The sequence below is a fragment of the Pseudomonas sp. TE3644 genome (genome assembly GCF_056278815.1).
The window spans coordinates 6,119,527-6,139,363 of record NZ_JBWBQF010000001.1; the positions used below are offsets into that span (position 1 = coordinate 6,119,527).

General features: G+C 63.0%; 17 protein-coding genes. 9 read left to right on the forward strand and 8 right to left on the reverse strand.

Going from position 1 to position 19,837, the window contains the following annotated elements; all coding sequences use genetic code 11:
• Window positions 1–62 precede the first annotated feature (62 nt).
• From yrfG to ACZ9GA_RS27120, 3 genes are all read left to right on the forward strand, one after another.
• Window positions 63–725, forward strand: a complete 663-nt coding sequence (gene yrfG / locus ACZ9GA_RS27110; protein ID WP_457359426.1) for a GMP/IMP nucleotidase — start codon at window positions 63–65, stop codon at window positions 723–725.
• 183 nt (window positions 726–908) lie between these two features.
• On the forward strand, window positions 909–1,700 hold the full coding sequence (gene fdhD / locus ACZ9GA_RS27115) for a formate dehydrogenase accessory sulfurtransferase FdhD (protein ID WP_457359424.1): 792 nt from the start codon (window positions 909–911) through the stop codon (window positions 1,698–1,700).
• Window positions 1,701–1,930: 230 nt separating this feature from the next.
• Window positions 1,931–2,398 (forward strand): glycine zipper domain-containing protein, encoded by a 468-nt coding sequence (locus tag ACZ9GA_RS27120; RefSeq protein WP_457359422.1) that lies wholly within the window; start codon window positions 1,931–1,933, stop codon window positions 2,396–2,398.
• A 123-nt stretch (window positions 2,399–2,521) separates the two neighbouring features.
• Here ACZ9GA_RS27120 and ACZ9GA_RS27125 read toward each other — a convergent pair whose 3' ends face one another.
• From ACZ9GA_RS27125 to hslO, 4 genes are all read right to left on the reverse strand, one after another.
• On the reverse strand, window positions 2,522–2,953 hold the full coding sequence (locus tag ACZ9GA_RS27125; protein WP_455923021.1) for an acyl-CoA thioesterase: 432 nt from the start codon (window positions 2,951–2,953) through the stop codon (window positions 2,522–2,524).
• The gene (locus tag ACZ9GA_RS27130) at window positions 2,950–4,185 is read right to left on the reverse strand and encodes a 3-hydroxyacyl-CoA dehydrogenase (RefSeq protein WP_476227208.1); all 1,236 of its coding nucleotides are present in this window, start codon (window positions 4,183–4,185) and stop codon (window positions 2,950–2,952) included. The genes ACZ9GA_RS27125 and ACZ9GA_RS27130 overlap by 4 nt, the downstream gene beginning before the upstream one ends.
• Window positions 4,186–4,452: 267 nt before the next feature.
• Window positions 4,453–5,997, reverse strand: coding sequence for a phosphoenolpyruvate carboxykinase (locus ACZ9GA_RS27135; RefSeq protein ID WP_457359420.1), 1,545 nt, complete (start codon window positions 5,995–5,997; stop codon window positions 4,453–4,455).
• Between the two features lie 179 nt (window positions 5,998–6,176).
• On the reverse strand, window positions 6,177–7,079 hold the full coding sequence (hslO, locus tag ACZ9GA_RS27140) for an Hsp33 family molecular chaperone HslO (protein ID WP_457359418.1): 903 nt from the start codon (window positions 7,077–7,079) through the stop codon (window positions 6,177–6,179).
• 110 nt (window positions 7,080–7,189) lie between these two features.
• On the opposite strand from hslO, the gene ACZ9GA_RS27145 reads away from it, so the two are divergent.
• Window positions 7,190–7,987 (forward strand): phosphatase PAP2 family protein, encoded by a 798-nt coding sequence (locus ACZ9GA_RS27145; RefSeq protein ID WP_457359416.1) that lies wholly within the window; start codon window positions 7,190–7,192, stop codon window positions 7,985–7,987.
• On the opposite strand, the gene ACZ9GA_RS27150 is transcribed toward ACZ9GA_RS27145, so the two are convergent.
• On the reverse strand, window positions 7,984–8,382 hold the full coding sequence (locus ACZ9GA_RS27150; protein ID WP_457359414.1) for an RNA-binding S4 domain-containing protein: 399 nt from the start codon (window positions 8,380–8,382) through the stop codon (window positions 7,984–7,986). The genes ACZ9GA_RS27145 and ACZ9GA_RS27150 overlap by 4 nt on opposite strands.
• 271 nt (window positions 8,383–8,653) lie before the next feature.
• Here ACZ9GA_RS27150 and rimB point away from each other — a divergent pair, with 271 nt between their 5' ends.
• Both rimB and rimK read left to right on the forward strand, forming a co-directional pair.
• Window positions 8,654–9,136 carry a retropepsin-like aspartic endopeptidase RimB gene (gene rimB / locus ACZ9GA_RS27155; protein WP_457359411.1) on the forward strand — a complete coding sequence of 161 codons (483 nt, stop codon included), beginning with the start codon at window positions 8,654–8,656 and terminating at the stop codon, window positions 9,134–9,136.
• Entirely contained in the window at window positions 9,133–10,038 is a 906-nt protein-coding gene (gene rimK, locus ACZ9GA_RS27160; protein ID WP_008372889.1) for a 30S ribosomal protein S6--L-glutamate ligase, read from the forward strand. Before rimB ends, rimK begins: the two co-directional genes overlap by 4 nt.
• Window positions 10,039–11,487: 1,449 nt before the next feature.
• Here the strand turns inward: rimK and ACZ9GA_RS27165 are convergent.
• Both ACZ9GA_RS27165 and ompR read right to left on the reverse strand, forming a co-directional pair.
• Window positions 11,488–12,801, reverse strand: a complete 1,314-nt coding sequence (locus ACZ9GA_RS27165; RefSeq protein WP_027979943.1) for an ATP-binding protein — start codon at window positions 12,799–12,801, stop codon at window positions 11,488–11,490.
• A gap of 108 nt (window positions 12,802–12,909) precedes the next feature.
• Window positions 12,910–13,641: an osmolarity response regulator transcription factor OmpR gene (ompR, locus tag ACZ9GA_RS27170; protein ID WP_027979944.1), complete on the reverse strand. Its 732-nt coding sequence runs from the start codon at window positions 13,639–13,641 to the stop codon at window positions 12,910–12,912.
• Between the two features lie 240 nt (window positions 13,642–13,881).
• On the opposite strand from ompR, the gene ACZ9GA_RS27175 reads away from it, so the two are divergent.
• The 3 genes from ACZ9GA_RS27175 (at window position 13,882) to gshA (ending at window position 18,369) form a co-directional block, all read left to right on the forward strand.
• Window positions 13,882–16,203 (forward strand): Tex family protein, encoded by a 2,322-nt coding sequence (locus ACZ9GA_RS27175; RefSeq protein ID WP_457359408.1) that lies wholly within the window; start codon window positions 13,882–13,884, stop codon window positions 16,201–16,203.
• Complete coding sequence (locus tag ACZ9GA_RS27180) at window positions 16,203–16,586, forward strand: PaaI family thioesterase (protein WP_457359406.1); 384 nt, start codon at window positions 16,203–16,205, stop codon at window positions 16,584–16,586. Before ACZ9GA_RS27175 ends, ACZ9GA_RS27180 begins: the two co-directional genes overlap by 1 nt.
• A gap of 199 nt (window positions 16,587–16,785) precedes the next feature.
• Window positions 16,786–18,369, forward strand: coding sequence for a glutamate--cysteine ligase (gene gshA, locus ACZ9GA_RS27185; RefSeq protein ID WP_457359405.1), 1,584 nt, complete (start codon window positions 16,786–16,788; stop codon window positions 18,367–18,369).
• Window positions 18,370–18,465: 96 nt separating this feature from the next.
• On the opposite strand, the gene argA is transcribed toward gshA, so the two are convergent.
• Complete coding sequence (gene argA, locus ACZ9GA_RS27190) at window positions 18,466–19,767, reverse strand: amino-acid N-acetyltransferase (protein WP_457359403.1); 1,302 nt, start codon at window positions 19,765–19,767, stop codon at window positions 18,466–18,468.
• Window positions 19,768–19,837: the final 70 nt, after the last annotated feature.

Consider the following 19,837-nt stretch of genomic DNA (forward strand, 5'->3'; position numbering starts at 1 on the left):
TATACCGTGGCTTGGCGTGGCAGATGCCATTCTTGTCCATTCACTGCCTGAGAATCTTTCGTATGCACCCCATAACCTGGCGCGATATCGACACCGTCCTTCTGGACATGGACGGCACCTTGCTGGACCTGCATTACGACAACCACTTCTGGCTGGAACATCTGCCCCAGCGTTACGCCGAAACCCATGGCATCAGCCGCGCCATGGCCGAACTGGAAATGCGCCCGCTGTTCGAGAAAAACGCCGGTACGCTGAATTGGTATTGCCTGGATTTCTGGAGCAACGAGTTGCGCCTGCCGGTACGTGAATTGAAGCTGGAAACGGCGCACCTGATTGCCCTGCGCCCCCATGCCGATACCTTCCTGGCGGCGGTTCGCAAGGCCGGCAAACGGGTGATCCTGATCACCAACGCCCACCGGGATTCGCTGTCGGTAAAGCTTGAGCGCGTGGCCCTGGCGCCCTACTTCGAGCGTTTGATCAGCTCGCACGACTACGGCTTTCCCAAAGAGAGCCAGAACTTCTGGAGCGCCTTGCAGGCCGACATCGACTTCGATCCGGCGCGCAGCCTGTTCATCGATGACACCTTGCCGATTTTGCGCAGTGCTCGCACGTTCGGCGTGGCGCACCTGTTGGCCGTGCGCGAGCCGGATAGCAGCAAGGGCCACAAGGACACCGAGGAATTCAACGCCGTGGACGACTACCGCGAGCTGATCAACGACCTATAACGTGGGAGCGGGTTCTACCCGCGAAAAGAGCACCGCGCAGTACCAGACACGCCCAGGCGCGCTCTTCGCGGGTAGAACCCGCTCCCACATCGACTGCGTCTATCGATGTATTGGCATTAGCGATTAGACGTCGATTGGCCACAAGCCTAGGCTTTCATCATCTATCAGAGCGGTACCTTTTCCATGGACACCCTGCAGCCTGCCAGCCAGACCTACAGCTACACCCTGCTCGCCCAGGACGAGCAGGGCAGCACAGCGCTGGCCGAAGAGGTAGCGCTGGCCATCGCCTATAACGGCATCAGCCAGGCAGTGATGCTGGTCAGCCCTACCGACCTGGAAGACTTCATCGTCGGTTTCAGCATCGGCAGCGGCATCGTCGCCTCGGCGGACGATATCTATGACATGAAGCTCAGCGGCTGCGGTTCGGCGCAGCAGGCCGAGGTGGAAATCTCCAGCCGTGCATTCTGGAACCTCAAGGACCAGCGGCGGCAACTGGCGGGTACCAGCGGCTGCGGGCTATGCGGCGTGGAGGCAGTGGAACAGGCGCTGCCCGAACTGAACGTGCTGGCAGGCGCACCGCTGCCGCCTGCGCACTGGCTGGAAGGCCTGCGCCAGCGCATCAGCGAATTCCAGCCATTGGGCCAACACTGTGGCGCGGTGCATGCCGCGCTGTTCATGAACCATCAGGGCGAGTTGCTGATGGGGCGCGAGGACATTGGTCGCCACAACGCGCTGGACAAGCTGATCGGGGCGCTGATCCGTCAGGATATCTCCACCACGGGCGGGCTGGCGGTGGTAACCAGCCGTTGCAGCCTGGAATTGATCCAGAAGGTGCTGCGGGCCGGCATCCAGACGCTGGTCAGCTTGTCATCGCCTACCGGGCTGGCGGTACAATGGGCTCGCCGGCACAACTTGAATCTGATTCACCTTCCACAAAAAAGCGGGCCCAGGGTATACAGCCAATCCAAGGCGTGAGACCGTTGCGGCTTCAGCTTCTTCATGTATCCAAAGCCAATAAAAAAAGGCCATTTCACCGCTGAAATGGCCTTCCCGAAGTACATCTGACACACCAAACCTCCTAAAGTTTCATCCTGAAAACAACAACTTATAAAATTGTGTACAAGTCGTGCTATTCGTCGGTTTCATGTTGTCAGCTTCCTTACAGAGCCTCAGGATCGCGCCGTCATCCCACTGAGACTTAGTCTATGAAGTACACCTCGATTCTCTTGTTGTCCCTGAGCCTGGTCAGCGGCTTCGCCTCCGCCGGCGGCACCGCAGAAGCAGGTATCGGTGGCGCATTGGGTGGGGTTCTGGGCGCAGCCGTCGGCCAGCAACTGGGCGGTAGCACCGGTGCAGCGATTGGCGCAGGCCTGGGTGGCGCCGGTGGCGCGGCCGTGGGTGCCAACAAGCACAGCCGTGGCGAAGCCGCCATCGGTGGTGGCCTGGGCGCTGCAGGCGGCAACGTGCTGGGCCGCAGCGTAGGCGGCAGCACCGGCGGCCTGATCGGCGCGGCCGCAGGCGGCGGCGCCGGTGGCGCGCTGGGTAACTACATGGGCAAGGAAAGCGACCGCGAGGCCCACAGCCGTGGCCGCGGCTACGACGACCGCCGCCACTACCGCGGCCATGACCGTCGCTGGGATCACCACGACCGTCGCCACTGGCGTCATCGCTAATATCCGCGGCTCAACGCCACGTCAACCGTAGCCGCTGCCGCCAGGCTGCGCTGGCCCTCCAGTACACCCGAAAATTCCGGGGTGGAATACGGGCCAGCGCAGCCTGGCGGCAGCGGCTACAGATTATGGCGTCAGGCGCTGCAGGGCGTCACGCAGGGCTGGCGGAATGGTCACCGGCTGATTGCTCTCGCGATCCACGAACACATGCACGAAGCGCCCCGCCGCACAGGCATCCGCCTCCCCCGCCTTGAACACCGCCAACTCGTACTGCACTGAACTGTTGCCCAGCTTGCCCACCCGCAATCCAATTTCGATGCGATCGGGGAAGGCAATGGAAGCGAAATAGTCGCAGGACGAACTGACCACGAAGCCCACTACCCCGCCATCGTGAATATCCAACCCGCCCTGCTCGATCAGGTAGGTATTCACCGCCGTGTCGAAGAAGCTGTAGTAGGTCACGTTGTTCACATGGCCATACACATCGTTGTCGTGCCAGCGCGTGATGATCGGCTGGAAGTGCCGGTAGTCTTCGCGCTGGGGCATTGCTTCATTCATCCGTGGGTCACCTGTGCAAACGTACCGCCCTCGCGGGCAAGGCGGCTGATCAGCTCAGCCGGCTGCCAATGCTCGCCGAAGCGGCCTTTGAATTCCAGCAGACGACGCTCGATCTCGGCCAGGCCCTGCTTGTCGGCCCAGGCCATGGGGCCGCCGCCTTGCTGGGGGAAGCCGTAGCCGTTGAGGTACACCAGGTCGATGTCGTGGGCCGACTGGGCGATGCCTTCCTGAAGGATTTTCGCGCCCTCGTTGACCAGCGCCAGCACGCAGCGGTCGACGATTTCCTCGGCACCGATGGCGCGGCGGTCGTAGCCCATGCCATGGCTGACGCCGATCACCAGGGCGTCGACCTCATCGTCGTGCTCGGCCTGACGGCTGTCCTGTTCGTAGTGGTAGTAGCCGTCGCCGCTTTTCTGGCCAAAGCGGCCCATTTCACACAGGCGGTTGTCCACCTGCACTTCCGGCTCACGCATGCCTTGCCCCGACAGCTGGCGGGCACGCCACTCCAGGTCGATGCCGACCACGTCGTACATGCGGAACGGTCCCATGGCAAAGCCGAAGCCTTGCAGCGCCGAATCCACCTCGAAGGGCAGCGAGCCTTCCAGCAGCATCATCCGCGCCTCCTTGGCATAGGGGTGCAGCATGCGGTTGCCGATGAAACCGTGGCAGTTGCCCGACACTACGCTGACCTTGCCCATGCGCTCGCCCAGCACCAGGCTGGCTTGCAGCACCTCAGGCGATGTCTTGGCGCCGCGCACTACCTCCAGCAGCTTCATGATGTGGGCAGGGCTGAAGAAGTGCAGGCCCAGCACCTGCTCGGGGCGGCTGGTAACTGATGCGATGGCATCGATGTCCAGCGCCGAGGTGTTGCTGGCCAGGATCGCACCCGGTTTGAGCACGCGGTCCAGGTCGCGGAATATCTGCTGCTTGAGCTCGAGGTTTTCGTAGACCGCCTCGATTACCAGGTCCACATCAAAAATGGCCGGGTAATCGGCCACCTTGGCAATGCGCGCCAGGCGCCGCGCCGCTTCGGCGTCATCAATACGGCCCTGTTCGACATTGCGCGCCCATGTGTGCCCGACTATCTCCAGCGCCTGGTTGAGCATCTGCGGGTTGCTGTCCATCCATTTGACCTGGATGCCGGCTGCGGCGAGGCACATCACGATGCCCCGCCCCATGGTGCCGGCGCCAATGACGGCGGCGCGTTGGATGTCGTAGCTGGTTTGGCTCATGGCAGATCCTCTGATGAAGGTAGCTGGGCAATCCCCAAACCATAGAACAGCACGGGCCGGTTTTGAACTTTATTCGGGTGATGCGGCTTATTCAGTGCGTGAATGCAAACTGCCCTGTAGCCGCTGCCGCCAGGCTGCGCTGGCCCGCATGAGCCCTGAAAATCTCCATCGAGACACAGGGCCAGCGCAGCCTGGCGGCAGCGGCTACGGGTTTGTGGCGGGCATAAAAAAACCGCCCGGGGGCGGTTTTTCAGGTCGTGGCAGCTATTACAGCTGTGGACCGGCAGTGCGGATGGCGTCGCTGACTTCGAACTTCTTGAAGTTCTCGATGAACAGCTTGGCCAGGCCTTTGGCTGCTTCGTCGTAGGCAGCCTGGTCAGCCCAGGTGTTGCGTGGGTTCAGCAGGACGGTATCAACGCCCGGTACGGCCTTCGGCACGTCCAGGTTGATGGTGTCCAGGTGCTCGGTCTCGGTGCCGATCAGAGCGCCGCTCTGGATGGCCGCGATCACGCCACGGGTGGTCGGGATGTTGAAGCGCTTGCCAACACCGTAGCCACCACCGGTCCAGCCAGTGTTGACCAGGTAGACCTTGGAGTTGAAGCCGCGGATGCGCTTGATCAGCAGCTCTGCGTATTCGCCAGCCGGACGCGGGAAGAACGGCGCGCCGAAGCAGGTGGAGAAGGTCGACTTGATGCCGGCGCCCGAACCCATTTCGGTCGAACCGACCAGCGCGGTGTAGCCCGACAGGAAGTGGTAGGCAGCCTGCTCTTCGCTGAGGATGGACACTGGCGGCAGCACGCCGGTCAGGTCGCAGGTCAGGAAGATAACGGCGTTTGGCTCGCCACCGAGGTTTTTCGGTGCGCGTTTTTCGATCAGCTCGCGCGGGTAGGCGGCGCGGCTGTTCTGGGTCAGGCTGTCATCGGCGTAGTCGGCTTTCTTGGTGACCGGGTCCAGGACCACGTTCTCCAGTACGGCACCATGCTGGATGGCTTTCCAGATGACCGGCTCGTTCTTCTCGGACAGGTCGATGCACTTGGCGTAGCAGCCGCCTTCGATGTTGAAGACAACGCCTTCGCCCCAACCGTGCTCGTCGTCGCCGATCAGGTAGCGGCTTTCGTCAGCCGACAGGGTGGTCTTGCCGGTGCCCGACAAGCCGAAGAACAGGGTGACGTCGCCGTCTTCGCCCATGTTTGCCGCGCAGTGCATTGGCAGTACGTCGGCAGCCGGCAGCAGGAAGTTCTGCACCGAGAACATGGCTTTCTTCATTTCACCGGCGTAACGCATGCCGGCGATCAGGACTTTCTTGGCCGCGAAGTTGATGATCACGGTGCCGTCGGAGTTGGTGCCGTCACGCTCAGGTTCGCACACGAACCAAGGGGCGTTCATGACCTGCCATTCCTGCTTGGCGCCCGGGTTGTAGATTTCCGGGTTGATGAACAGGCAACGGCCGAACAGATTGTGCCAGGCAGTCTCGGTGGTCATCTTGACGGCCAGGTAGTGCGCTTCGTCAGAGCCTACGTGAACGTGGGAGACAAACCGCTCGCGCTCGCCCAGGTAGGCGGCAACGCGGTCCCACAGGGCGTCGAACTTGTCGGCCGGGAACTTGCGGTTGATCGGGCCCCAGGCAATGGCGTCCTGGGTGGAGGATTCTTCAACGATGAAACGGTCAACTGGCGAACGACCGGTACGGTGACCAGTCTTCACTACCAGCGCGCCAGTATCGGCAAGCTCGCCTTCACCGCGATTCAGGGCTTCTTGTACCAGTTCATCGATGCTCAGATCGGTGTACACGGTGTTATTAGCTTGCGTCATGAGGTTCCCCGTCGGCCCAGGGCCGAGTACTCCAAACGTTTTGTAGTAGAGACAAAAAAACTACTACAGCTCAAAAAGTGGGCCGGATTATGCCAGAAACGCCTGGAAATAGTAGAGGCCTCCCGTCGAAACGGCGATAACCCGGCGGCACTTGCGCGAACGCGCACTACTTAAACGTTTCAGTGACGGGTATCTGACGGTTCGTCGATGCCGCCGCCGGCGAAAAGCTGAGCAACTTCAGTGCTATCAAAGAGATAGCGCTGGCTGCAGAACTGGCAGTCGATCTCGATCTGGCCACCGCGTTCAATCACCAGTTCCTGTGCATCGGCCTCACCCAGGCTGACCAGCGCGCGGGCCGAACGCTCGCGCGAGCAGCTGCAATGGAAGCGCAGCGGTTGCACGTCGAACAGGCGCACGGCCTGGTCGTGGTACAGGCGGTGCAGGATGGTCTCGTTGTCCAGGCCCAGCAGCTCCTCGGCGGTCAGGGTGCCGGCCAGCACGGCCGCGTCCTGCCAGCTGGCTTCGCGCTCTTCGGCGTCCTTGAGCTTGTCGGCGGGCAATTGCTGCAACAGCATGCCGCGGGCGCGGCTGCCGTTGGCGTTCAGCCAGAAGCGCGTGCCCAGTTGCTCGGAAACCTTGAAGTAGTTGGTGAAGCACTCCGACAGGTCGGCGCCGTCCAATTCGACGATGCCCTGGTAGCGCTGACCCTTGGTAGGGTCTACGGTCATGGCCAGCACACCGTTGGGCATCAGGTCGGCCAGAGTGGCGCCCGGGTTGATTGCGTCAGCTTCGTAACGTGCCAGGCCGCGGATGTCGCGATCACTGGAGCACTCGATCATCAGCAGCGGCACCGGGCCGTCGGAGCGCGCTTGCAGAATCAGCAGGCCATCGAACTTCAGGGTGCCGACCAGCAGCGCGGCGGCGGCCATGAACTCACCCAGCAGTTGGGCAACCGGCTCCGGGTACGGGTGCTTGGCCAGCACTTCGGCGTAGCTGCGCTCCAGGGAAACCATCTCGCCACGAATGTCGGATTCGTCGAAGATGAAACGTTGGGTGAAATCGGTGTCCGGTGTGTCGTGCATAGAGGTCTGGGTATCTGATAATAGTGACAAGATGTTTACAAGGGCCTATAAAAGCCCGTTTTAGAGCACCAGCCTGAGGCGGCTCGCTCTGTCTGACTTAGAGGTATCTTATGAACAAACCCGCACTGTTCCAAGCCAGGTGGAACGTACGAGGCCTACTGCTTTGTAATCTAATCGCCTTCGGGCTGATCGGGCTGTGGTTGCTGCCGACCGGCCATGCGCTTTTCACATCTTTCGACGAATGGCTGTTCCATCTGCTCAATCAGCCCTTGGCCGACCACGTGGTGTGGCGCTCGATCTGGGCCGTGGCCAGCATGCGGCCGTTCGACATCATTGTCGGGCTGATCCTGCTGTCGCTGCTGATTCGCGGCAATTGGGTGATCGAAGCCATCCATACCCGCCGCGCCACCTTTGCCTTTGTGTCGATGCTGGTACTGCTGCTGATCATCCGCGCCCTGTTCGACAAGGTGTGCGACGCCATGGGCTGGCAGCATCACAGCCCGTCGCTGGTGCTCAGCGACGCCATCCGCCTGAGCGACCTGTACCCGCACATCGATTCGCACCTTGAGCTCAAGGACGGTTCGAACCAGAGCTTCCCAGGCGACCACGCCTCGGTGCTGCTGATCTGGGGCATGTTCATGAGCATTTTTGCCCGTCGATTTGGCCAGTACCTGGTGATTTGGGGCCTGGTGCTGCTGTTTTCAATGCCGCGCCTGGTCGCTGGCGCCCACTGGGGCCAGGATGACTACATCGGCGGCGTGTCCATGGCACTGATGGCACTGGGCTGGGGCTACTACACGCCGTATGCCGCCAGCATCTCGGGCTGGCTGCTGCGTGTGACGCAACCGCTGTTCCGCGTGCTGCAGCGCCTGCCGCTGTTCAAGTGCCTGAGCGTGGTCAGCGCTTAAGACTCGCTGTGAAACTGATGGAGCTGCCGGCGCTGTTTCTTGGTCGGCCGCCCATCGGTGGTCACGCCCAGCGAGCCGGCCTTGCGCAATTGCGCAGCCTCTTCGCGCTTGGCCACACTTTGTGGCGTCTCTTCATATAATAGCTGCGCTTCTGGCGCACCCCGGCGTACCAGCGACAGCGCCTTGACCACCACGGTGCGTTCGTCGAAGCCGGTCCTCAGTTGAAATTCATCGCCTACCCTGGGCTCCTTGCCCGGCTTGCAGCGCTCGCCACGGCAATGCACCTTGCCGCTTTCTATCGCCGCCTTGGCCAACGCACGGGTTTTGTAGAAGCGCGCCGCCCATAACCATTTGTCCAGACGAACCTTGTCGTCCTCTTCCTGTTTTTGTGCCACAACAAACCCTCGACTCAGGAATTTAATGGAACTGTACTACCGTGCCTGTCGGATGCAAGGTCAGACGCTAAAGGCTTACAGTGCCCGTCGGTGACCAGGACAGTCAGCAGGCCCTTTCAGATGAACGAAATATTCAGCTTGCCAGTCGATATCTATCGCCATTTGCAACGGTTTCTGCGTGAATACCGCGCTTTGCGAGATGGGTCGTTTCGCAGCCGCTTTACGGCGGCTATGCTGCGATCAGAAAACCTTTACACCCTCGGTTGCCCTATTGAAAACATTTGATCATTTGACCGTTATCGGCCTGCGCGAGTGGGTGGCGCTCCCCGACCTGGGAGTCGCCGGCCTGCGCGCCAAGATCGATACCGGCGCCAGCACCTCCAGCCTGCACGCCACGGAAATAGAACCGTTCGAGCGTGATGGCGAGCAGTGGGTGCGCTTCAACGCGCACCTGGGCACGGTGGTGCAATTGCGACATCGACGCTGCGAAGCGCCCATGGTGGCAATGAAAACCATCAAGAGCTCCAACGGCCACGCCCAGACCCGTTACGTCATCCGCACCACCTTGGCGCTGGGTGACCGGATCTGGCAGGTCGAATTTACCCTGGCCTGCCGCAAGGCGATGCGCTATCGCCTGCTGCTGGGCTCCAAAGCCCTGGTTCATGGCCAATTGGTGGTCAATCCAGGCGTTACTTACGTTCAAGACAAGCCGGTGTTTCCGGCCTCTACTACCTCTTCCACAGGTGTTGCATGAAGATCGCTGTGCTGTCGCGGAACCCGCGTCTGTATTCCACCCGCCGCCTGGTTGAAGCCGGGGTCGCCCGCGGGCATGAAATGGTAGTGATCGATACCTTGCGCGCCTACATGAACATCGCCAGCCACAAGCCGCAGATCCACTACCGCGGCAAACCGCTGGAAGGCTTCGATGCAGTGATCCCGCGCATTGGTGCTTCGGTGACGTTCTACGGCTGCGCGGTGTTGCGCCAGTTCGAGATGATGGGCGTGTTCCCGCTCAACGAATCGGTAGCCATTGCCCGCTCGCGAGACAAGCTGCGCTCGTTGCAATTGCTGTCGCGCCGGGGCATCGGCCTGCCGGTGACCGGTTTTGCCCACTCCCCGGACGACATTCCCGACCTGATCCAGATGGTCAACGGCGCCCCGCTGGTGATCAAGGTGCTGGAAGGCACCCAGGGCATCGGCGTGGTGCTGTGCGAGACCACCAAGGCCGCCGAATCGGTGATCGAGGCCTTCATGGGCCTGAAGCAGAACATCATGGTGCAGGAATACATAAAGGAAGCCGGCGGCGCCGACATCCGTTGCTTCGTGGTGGGCGACAAGGTGATCGCCTCCATGAAGCGCCAGGCCAAGCCTGGTGAATTCCGCTCCAACCTGCACCGTGGCGGCAGCGCCAGCCTGATCAAGATCACGCCCGAGGAGCGCATGACCGCCATCCGCGCTGCCAAGGTGATGGGCTTGAGCGTGGCCGGTGTGGATATCCTGCGCTCCAACCATGGGCCGCTGGTGATGGAGGTGAACTCCTCGCCGGGTCTGGAAGGTATCGAGGTGACCACCGGCAAGGATGTGGCCGGGATGATCATCGAACACCTGGAGAAAAACGGCGGGCCGAACCTGACGCGCACCAAAGGCAAGGGCTGACCGTCCCCCACCCTGTAGCAGCGGCCGCCAGACCGCGTTACAGGCGCTGCGGTTCACCTGATGCACCACGTACGCCATACGCAGCCTTCGGCAGCCGCTACAAATTTACGTAGCCGCTGCCGCCAGGCTGCGCTGGCCCTGAGCAGCACTGAAGATTTTCAGCGTTCACACCGGCCAGCGCAGCCTGGCGGCAGCGGCTACAAGGTTTGCGCCGACCTCTGTAGCAGCGGCCGCCAGGCCGCGTTGCAGGCGCGGCGGTTCACTTGATGCACCGCGTACGCCAGACGCAGCCTTCGGCAGCCGCTACAAATTTACGTAGCCGCTGCCGCCAGGCTGCGCTGGCCCTGAGCGGCACTGGAGATTTTCAGCGTTCACACCGGCCAGCGCAGCCTGACGGCAGCGGCTACAAGGTTTGCGCCGACCTCTGTAGCAGCGGCCGCCAGGCCGCGTCGCAGGCGCTGCGGTTAACCTGATGCACCGCATACGCCATACGCAGCTTCCGGCAGGTACAGATTTACGTAGCCGCTGCCGCCAGGCTGCGCTGGCCCTGAGCAGCACTGGAGATTTTCAGCGTTCACACCGGCCAGCGCAGCCTGACGGCAGCGGCTACAAGGTTTGCGCCGACCTCTGTAGCAGCGGCCGCCAGGCCGCGTCGCAGGCGCTGCGGTTCACCTGATCCACCGCGTACGCCAGACGCAGCCCTCGCCACCGGCTACAGATTTGCGTAGCCGCTGCCGCCAGGCTGCGCTGGCCCTGAGCGGCACTGGAGATTTTCAGCGTTCACACCGGCCAGCGCAGCCTGACGGCAGCGGCTACAAGGTTTGCGCCGACCTCTGTAGCAGCGGCCGCCAGGCCGCGTCGCAGGCGCTGCGGTTCACCTGATGCACCGCGTACGCCAGACGCAGCCTTCGGCACTGGCTACAGATTTACGTAGCCGCTGCCGCCAGGCTGCGCTGGCCCTGAGCAGCACTGGAGATTTTCAGCGTTCACACCGGCCAGCGCAGCCTGGCGGCAGCGGCTACAAGGTTTGCGCCGACCTCTGTAGCAGCGGCCGCCACGCCGCGTTGCAGGCGCGGCGGTTAACCTGATGCACCGTGTACGCCATACGCAGCCTTCGGCAGCCGCTACAAATTTACGTAGCCGCTGCCGCCAGGCTGCGCTGGCCCTGAGCGGCACTGGAGATTTTCAGCGTTCACACCGGCCAGCGCAGCCTGACGGCAGCGGCTACAAGGTTTGCGCCGACCTCTGTAGCAGCGGCCGCCAGGCGGCGTTGCAGGCGCGGCGGTTCACTTGATGCACTGCCTACGCAAGATGCAGCCTTCGGCAGCTACGGACGGCGTCGTCTGCATCGCGGCCAAGGCCGGCTCCTACCACGTACGGCGTAGGAGCCGACCTTGGTCGCGATGCAGACGACGCGGTTTCAAGACAGTTACTGCTAGAGGGGGGGGGCTACACCGCGTCGCGGGGCAGCATCAGGCCCAACGGCAGGCGTACTCGGGCTTCCAGGCCGCCGCCGGAGCGGTTGCGCAGCTCGACGTTGCCGCCGTGCATGGCGGCAATGCGCTTTACGATGGCCAGCCCCAGCCCGGTGCCCTTGCCGCTGCGGGCACGATCGCCGCGGATGAACGGGTCGAAAATACTCGCCAGCTCGTCTTCGGGGATACCGGCGCCACGGTCCAGCACACTGAGCACCACGTAAGGCGCGCTGTTGTCACCGGACACGTAAGCCGCCACTTCCACCCCGTCACCGGCATGATGCAAGGCGTTGCCGATCAAATTGGTCAGCAGCCGCTTCATCGATACCCTGCGCAACGGGAACGGTGGAATGGGCTCCAGACACAACCGCACACGCTCGTGAGGCTGGTTGAACGGCGCCACGGTTTCCTGCACCAGATGCTCCAGGTCGACATCCTCGATCGCTTCATCGCGACCATCACGGATGAAGGCCAGGAACTGGTCGAGGATAGCGTCCATGTCTTCGATGTCACGCTGCATGTCCGCCGCCAGGTCGCTGGACGGGTCCATGAACTCGGTGGACAGGCGCAAGCGCGTCAACGGCGTGCGCAGGTCATGGGACACCCCCGCCAACATCAGCTCGCGCTCACGGCCCGCCTGTTCCACGTCCTCGGCCATCTGGTTGAAGGCGCGATACACCTCGGTCATCTCGCTGGGCGTGTCGCTGATCGGCAAGCGCACGCTGCGCCCCTGCCCCAGCTGGCGCGCGGCGAACACCAGGCGCTTGAGCGGCTGGCTGAGCTGGCGCACGAAAATCCACGCCGACGCCGTGGACAGCAGCCCGATGGCCAGGAACCAGCCCAGCACGCTCCAGATTTTCTGCCCGCGCAGCGGGTGCGGGTACAGCGGCACTTTCAGCCAGCCGGCGCCCAGGCTTGGCGCGCGTACCCACAGCGCTGGTGGCGCATGCACGCGCAGGCGCACTTCGGTGTCGGCACCCAGCTCGGCCTGCATCTGCCGTTGGTAGATTTCGCTGTAGGGCCAGTGCTGCTCACCTTCCGGCACGCCGCCACCCACCACGCGGATCAAACCGGCAGCGTCGGCGATGCGCTCGCGATCATCTTCGTCAGCCGCCCAGTAAGCGCGCAGGGTCAGGGCCACGCCGTGACTGTACTGACGATCGACCAGCACATCCTCGTTCATCAACAGATAAACGAGGGTCAGCGCCTTGGAAAACAGTACGACAATGAGCACCAGCCACAAGGTGCGGGCAAAGAAACTCTGGGGGAACCAAACGGGGGTCTTCATACACAGCAGCCATAAACTTTGCAGGAGCGAGCACAGCTCGCACTGATTGCGGATAACGAGCCGTCCTGGCCGATGAAGCCGGGACTGCTCGCTCCTACAAATGCCCCGTCACTTGCTGTTGCCGTCCGGCACGAACACGTAGCCAACGCCCCAGACAGTCTGGATATAGCGCGGTTTGGACGGGTCGGGCTCGATCATACGACGCAGACGGGAAATCTGCACATCGATGGACCGCTCCAGCGCATCCCACTCACGGCCACGGGCCAGGTTCATCAATTTGTCACGGGTCAACGGCTCGCGGGCGTGCATCACCAGTGCCTTGAGCACGGCGAATTCGCCGGTGGTGAGCATGTTCACCTGGTCGCCACGCTTGAGTTCGCGGGTGGCCAGCGACAGCGAATAGTCGCCGAATGTAACCACTTCGTCCTCGCTGGCCGGCGCGCCCGGTACCGGGGCCACGCGGCGGAACAGTACGGCCTTGATACGTGCCACCAGCTCGCGCGGGTTGAACGGCTTGCCCAGGTAGTCATCGCAATGGGCCAGGCCGGCGATACGGTCCTGGTCGTCGCCCTTGGCGGTGAGCATGATCACCGGCACGGGGTTGGCGCGCTCGCGACGCAGGCGTGCGGCGGCGGTAAGGCCGTCTTCGCCCGGCAACATCAGGTCCATGACGATCAGGTTGTAGGTTTCGCGCGCCAGCAACCGGTCCATTTCCTTGGTGTCACCCACGGCCCGGACATTGAAGTCGGTGTTTTCGGTGAGGAAGCGCACCAGCCGGTCACGGATGACCTGATCGTCATCGACAATCAGAATCTTTGGTGCTTGTGCAGTACTGCTCATGGCTTACTCCTTTGATCTCGGCGCGCATTATGGCGCAGCTACCGAATCAGTGTGCTGTGTGCATTGTTAGCAGATTTTACCTGGCTTGCCATGGCAGACGCGCCGACGGGTGACTTTGCCAGCATCCCCCAAGCCTGAATCGCTGGTTATAATGCGCCCCTTTTACGTCGGGCGCGCCCGGCAGTCGTGATCGCCAGCCCCGGCCGGCGGCTCTGCATTTACAATTGGTCAGGTGGTTTCATGGACAGCATCAACAGCCGCATCGCCGCAGAACTCGGCGTCCGCCCGCAACAGGTCGAAGCGGCCGTGGCCCTTCTGGACGAAGGCTCCACGGTGCCTTTTATCGCCCGCTACCGAAAGGAAGTGACCGGCAGCCTGGATGACACCCAACTGCGTAACCTGGAAGAGCGCCTGCGCTACCTGCGCGAACTCGATGACCGCCGCGCCAGCATCCTGGCCAGCATCGAGGAACAAGGCAAGCTGACCCCTGAACTGGCCCGCGACATCAATCTGGCCGACACCAAGACCCGCCTCGAAGACCTTTACCTGCCGTATAAGCAGAAGCGCCGCACCAAGGGCCAGATCGCCCTGGAAGCCGGCCTGGGCGAGCTGGCCGACGGCCTGGTGGGCGACCCGATGCTGAACCCCGAGGCCGAAGCGGCCCGCTTCGTCAGCGCCGACAAAGGCGTGGCCGATACCAAGGCCGCCCTGGAAGGCGCCAAGTACATCCTGATGGAGCGCTTTGCAGAAGACGCCAAGCTGCTGGACAAGCTGCGCAACTTCCTCAAGCAGGAAGCCACCATCACCGCCCGCGTGGTCGCCGGCAAGGAAGAAGAAGGCGCCAAGTTCCGCGACTACTTCGAACACGACGAACCGCTCAAGAGCATGCCGTCGCACCGCGCCCTGGCCATTTTCCGCGGCCGCAACGAAGGCATTCTCAGCTCCACCCTGAAGGTGGGCGAAGAGGCACCGGGCACCCTGCACCCGTGCGAAATGATGATCGGCGAGCATTTCGACCTGAAAAACCAGAACCGCCCTGCCGACAAGTGGCTGGGCGAAGTGGTGCGCTGGACCTGGAAGGTCAAGCTGTACACCCACCTGGAAACCGACCTGTTCGGCGAGCTGCGCGACGGCGCCGAGACCGAGGCCATCAACGTTTTTGCCCACAACCTGCATGACCTGCTGCTGGCCGCCCCGGCCGGCCCGCGTGCCACCCTGGGCCTGGACCCGGGCCTGCGCACCGGCTGCAAGGTGGCCGTGGTCGACGCCACCGGCAAGGTGCTGGACACCGCCACCGTCTACCCGCACGTGCCGCACAACAAGTGGGACCAGACCATCGCCGTGCTGGCCGCCCTGTGCGCCAAGCACTCGGTTGACTTGATTGCCATCGGCAACGGCACCGCCAGCCGCGAAACCGACAAGCTGGCCGCCGACTTGATCAAAAAATACCCAGGCCTGAAAATGACCAAGGTCATGGTCTCCGAGGCCGGCGCTTCGGTGTACTCGGCTTCGGAACTGGCGGCCAAGGAATTCCCGGACCTGGACGTGTCCATCCGTGGCGCCGTGTCCATCGCCCGTCGCCTGCAGGACCCGCTGGCCGAGCTGGTGAAAATCGACCCCAAATCCATCGGTGTCGGCCAGTACCAGCATGACGTATCGCAGCTCAAGCTGGCGCGCGGTCTGGACGCCGTGGTCGAGGACTGCGTGAACGCCGTGGGCGTGGACGTCAACACCGCCTCCGTGGCACTGCTGGCACGCATCTCGGGCCTCAACAGCACCCTGGCGCAGAACATCGTTGCCCACCGTGACGAGCACGGCGCGTTCAAGACCCGCGCCGCGCTGAAAAAAGTCCCCCGTCTGGGCGAGAAAACCTTCGAACAGGCCGCAGGCTTCCTGCGCGTGATGAACGGCGATAACCCGCTGGACGCCTCTGCGGTGCACCCGGAAGCCTACCCGCTGGTCAAGCGCATCGCCGCTGAAACCGACCGCGACATCCGCTCGCTGATCGGCGACAGCGCCTTCCTCAAGCGCCTGGACCCGAAAAAATACACCGACGAGACCTTCGGCCTGCCGACCGTCACCGACATCCTGCAGGAACTGGACAAGCCAGGCCGCGACCCGCGCCCCGAGTTCAAGACCGCCGCCTTCCAGGACGGCGTCGAGGACCTGAAGGATCTGGAACCCGGCATGATCCTCGAAGGCGTGGTCACCAACGTGACCAACTTCGGTGCCTTCGTCGACATCGGCGTACACCAGGACGGCCTGGTGCACATCTCGGCGCTGTCCGAGAAGTTCATCAAGGACCCGCGTGAAGCGGTGAAGGCCGGCGACGTGGTCAAGGTCAAGGTCATGGAAGTCGACATCCCGCGCAAACGCGTAGGCCTGTCGATGCGCATGAGCGACACCCCGGGCGAGAAAGTAGACGGCGCACGTGGCAGCCGCCCAGGCTCGGCACCCCGCCAGCAAGGCGCCCCGGCACGCCAGAAGGAGCCCGCCGCAGCGCCGGTGAACAACGCCATGGCCTCGCTGTTCGCCAACGCCAAGCAGTTGAAGAAACGCTGATGCAAATCCCTGAAGCGCTGGTGCACAGCGCCTTCAGCCAGATGCTGGGCTGCCGCCTGCTGAGCCTTGAGAAAGGCAAGGCCGAGGTGGCCCTGGCCCTGGAGCCGCACCTGCGCAACCGCGGCCAGGTGATGCATGGTGGGGCCTTGTTCAGCCTGGTGGATATCACCATGGGCCTGGCCTGCTCCAGCCAGCACGGCTTCGATCAGCAAAGCGTAACCCTGGAATGCAAGATCAACTACATGCGCCCCGTGGCCCAGGGCGAGGTGGTGTGCGTAGCCACCATCGTGCACGGCGGCAAGCGCACGCTGGTTGTCGACGCCGAAGTGCTTCAGGGCGACAAACTGATGGCTAAAGCGCAAGGGACCTTCGTGGTTCTCTAGCGGTTTGTATCGGTTCTGGGTTAATTTCGGCACTGCGTATGCGGTGCCGGAATCGACCACCTGGAAGCAAATGGAACGTCAGGCGAAAAATCTGACACCAATAACAGTACCAGGCGACAACGCCGGTTCCTTTCGTCACCCTTGTAGACCGTCAACTCTACCCCCATATTGGGGCGACTGACGCGTGAAGGAATCCAACTTGAGCGACATTCTCAACCGCCGCCTGCGCCTTTTGGGCGAGGCTGCCAACCTGACCCTGCTCGAGCATTGCCTGCATGGCATCGAGCGCGAATGCCTGCGCGTCACTGCCCAAGGCCGCCTGGCACAGACGCCGCACCCTGAAGCGCTGGGCGCCGCGCTGACTCACGAACAGATCACCACGGACTACTCCGAATCGCTGCTGGAGTTCATCACCCCAGCCCTGGCCGATCCGGCGCAGACCCTGCAAAGCCTGGACAAGATCCATCGCTTCGCCTATTCCAAGCTGGGCAACGAGTTCCTCTGGAGCCCGTCGATGCCCTGCCCGTTGCCGGCCGAGGAAGACATTCCGATCGCCTACTACGGCACCTCCAACATCGGTCAGCTCAAGTACGTGTACCGCCAGGGCCTGGCCCTGCGCTACGGCCGCACCATGCAGTGCATCGCCGGCATTCACTACAATTTCTCGCTGCCCGAGCAGCTGTGGCCGCTGCTGCGCGAAGCCGAAGGCGCCGTGCAGAGCGACCGCGACTACCAGTCCTCGGCCTACATCGCCCTGATCCGCAACTTCCGTCGTTACAGCTGGCTGCTGATGTACCTGTTCGGTGCGTCCCCGGCCCTGGACGCCGGCTTCCTGCGCGGTCGCGGCCATCAGCTGGAACAGCTGGACGCCGACACCCTGTACCTGCCGTACGCCACCAGCCTGCGCATGAGCGACCTGGGTTACCAGAGCAACGCCCAGGCCGGCCTGACGCCGTGCTACAACGACCTGCCCAGCTACACCGACAGCCTGCGCAAGGCCGTGGCCACGCCGTACGCGCCGTACGTGGAAATCGGCACCCACAAGGATGGCGAGTGGGTGCAGCTGAACACCAACATCCTGCAGATCGAAAACGAGTACTACTCCAACATCCGCCCCAAGCGCGTGACCTACACCGGCGAACGGCCGATTCAGGCGCTGATGGCGCGCGGCGTGCAGTACGTGGAAGTGCGCTGCCTGGACATCAACCCGTTCCTGCCGACCGGCGTCGACCTGACGGAGGCGCGTTTCCTGGACGCGTTCCTGCTGTTCTGCGCCCTGCAGGAAAGCCCGTTGCTGGAAAACATCGAGTGCGGCGGCGCCACCAACAACTTCCTCAGCGTGGTCAAGGAAGGCCGCAAGCCGGGCCTGCAACTGCAGCGCAACGGCCAGCCGGTGGAGCTCAAGCAGTGGGCCGGCGAACTGCTGGACCAGATCGCGCCCCTGGCCGAACTGCTGGACCGCAGCCACGGCGGCGACGAGCACGCCAAGGCCCTGGCGGCCCAGCGGGCGAAGGTCAGCGACCCGTCACTGACGCCGTCGGCGCAGGTGCTGGCGAGCATGGCTGAGCACAAGGAAAGCTTCGCGCAGTTCTCGTTGCGTCAAAGCCAGGCCCATGCGGAGTATTTCCGCAACCAGGCGTTGAGCGTCGAGGAACAGGCGAAATTCGAAGAGATGGCGCGCAAGTCGATTGCCGACCAGGCGGAGCTGGAGCAGACCGAGGTGGGGGATTTCGATACCTTCGTTGGCTCGTACCAGGCCAGTATCCTGGCGATCAGTAACTGATATCACGCGTCGCGCCCATCGCGGCCAAGGCCGGCTCCTACGCTGATCGTGGTAGGAGCCGGCCTTGGCCGCGATGGCCGTAACGCGGATATGGCCTTAAAGTGCTTTTTCGAAGATTTTCGAGTTGCGCTGGTAGTTGTACAGCGAAGCCCGCGCCGCTGGCAGGCGCTCCACGCCGCTAGGCTCGAAACCACGCTCGCGGAACCAGTGGGCGGTACGCGTCGTCAGCACGAACAACGTCTTCAAGCCCATCTCCCGCGCACGCACTTCGATGCGCTCCAGCAATTCATCCCCACGCCCGCCATGACGGTACTCAGGGTTCACCGCCAGGCACGCCAGTTCGCCCGTCTCGGAGTCGGCAATCGGGTACAGCGCCGCGCAGGCGATGATCATGCCCTCGCGCTCCACCACGCTGAACTGCTCGATCTCGCGCTCCAGCACCTCGCGGGAACGACGCACCAGAATGCCCTGCTCTTCCAGCGGGCTGATCAGGTCCAGCAAGCCGCCGACGTCTTCAATGGCCGCTTCACGCACCTGTTCGAATTGCTCCTGGGCCACCAGGGTGCCGCCACCGTCGCGGGTGAACAGCTCGGTCAGCAGCGCGCCGTTTTCGGCATAGCTGACGATATGCGCACGGCCCACGCCGCCTTTGCACGCCTGGGCAGCGGCATCCAGCAATTCGGCCTGGTAGTTTTCCATGCCCAGCCGTTCCAGGTGCGCGGGCACCTGCTGTGGACGCAGTTCGCGCACCAGCTTGCCGTTGGCGTCAATCAGGCCGCGATCAGCGCCGAACAGCAGCAGCTTGTCGGCGCCCAGGTCGATGGCAGCGCGCATGGCCACGTCTTCGCAGGCGATGTTGAACACCTCGCCCGTGGGCGAGTAGCCCAGCGGCGGCAGCAGCACGATGGAGCGCTCGTCCAGCAGGCGGTTGATGCCCTTGCGGTCGACGCGGCGCACTTCGCCGGTGTGGTGGTAATCAATGCCTTCGACCACGCCGATCGGGCGGCCGGTGACCAGGTTGCCGCCGGCTACGCGCAAACGCGCGCCCTGCATCGGCGAGGAGGCCATGTCCATGGACAGGCGTGCTTCGATGGCGATACGCAGGGCGCCAACGGCGTCGACCACGCATTCCAGGGTGGCGGCATCGGTGATGCGCAGGCCGCGATGGTAATGCGGAGTCAGACCGCGGGCGGCCAGGCGGCTTTCGATCTGCGGACGCGAGCCGTAGACCAGCACCAGACGCACGCCCATGCTGTGCAGCAGCACCAGGTCGTGGACGATGTTGCCGAAGTTGGGGTTTTCAATGCCATCGCCGGGCAGCATGACCACGAAGGTGCAGTCGCGGTGGGCGTTGATGTAGGGAGAGGCGTGACGGAGCCAATTGACGTATTCGGGCATAACTTCAAAAGCCTGTGGATAAGTGGACGAGCAACGTGGGAACTCACAGCTGGCTGCTGGTTATCGTCGT

Excerpts from the sequence above, each read along its gene's own strand:
- ACZ9GA_RS27175 (WP_457359408.1), top strand. The coding sequence starts at position 13,882 with ATGGACAGCATCAACAGCCGCATCGCCGCAGAACTCGGCGTCCGCCCG.
- ACZ9GA_RS27135 (WP_457359420.1), bottom strand. The coding sequence starts at position 5,997 with ATGACGCAAGCTAATAACACCGTGTACACCGATCTGAGCATCGATGAA.
- hslO (WP_457359418.1), bottom strand. The coding sequence starts at position 7,079 with ATGCACGACACACCGGACACCGATTTCACCCAACGTTTCATCTTCGAC.
- ACZ9GA_RS27120 (WP_457359422.1), top strand. The coding sequence starts at position 1,931 with ATGAAGTACACCTCGATTCTCTTGTTGTCCCTGAGCCTGGTCAGCGGC.
- ACZ9GA_RS27130 (WP_476227208.1), bottom strand. The coding sequence starts at position 4,185 with ATGAGCCAAACCAGCTACGACATCCAACGCGCCGCCGTCATTGGCGCC.
- fdhD (WP_457359424.1), top strand. The coding sequence starts at position 909 with ATGGACACCCTGCAGCCTGCCAGCCAGACCTACAGCTACACCCTGCTC.
- ACZ9GA_RS27180 (WP_457359406.1), top strand. The coding sequence starts at position 16,203 with ATGCAAATCCCTGAAGCGCTGGTGCACAGCGCCTTCAGCCAGATGCTG.
- ACZ9GA_RS27165 (WP_027979943.1), bottom strand. The coding sequence starts at position 12,801 with ATGAAGACCCCCGTTTGGTTCCCCCAGAGTTTCTTTGCCCGCACCTTG.
- ompR (WP_027979944.1), bottom strand. The coding sequence starts at position 13,641 with ATGAGCAGTACTGCACAAGCACCAAAGATTCTGATTGTCGATGACGAT.
- yrfG (WP_457359426.1), top strand. The coding sequence starts at position 63 with ATGCACCCCATAACCTGGCGCGATATCGACACCGTCCTTCTGGACATG.
- ACZ9GA_RS27145 (WP_457359416.1), top strand. The coding sequence starts at position 7,190 with ATGAACAAACCCGCACTGTTCCAAGCCAGGTGGAACGTACGAGGCCTA.
- ACZ9GA_RS27125 (WP_455923021.1), bottom strand. The coding sequence starts at position 2,953 with ATGAATGAAGCAATGCCCCAGCGCGAAGACTACCGGCACTTCCAGCCG.
- argA (WP_457359403.1), bottom strand. The coding sequence starts at position 19,767 with ATGCCCGAATACGTCAATTGGCTCCGTCACGCCTCTCCCTACATCAAC.
- rimK (WP_008372889.1), top strand. The coding sequence starts at position 9,133 with ATGAAGATCGCTGTGCTGTCGCGGAACCCGCGTCTGTATTCCACCCGC.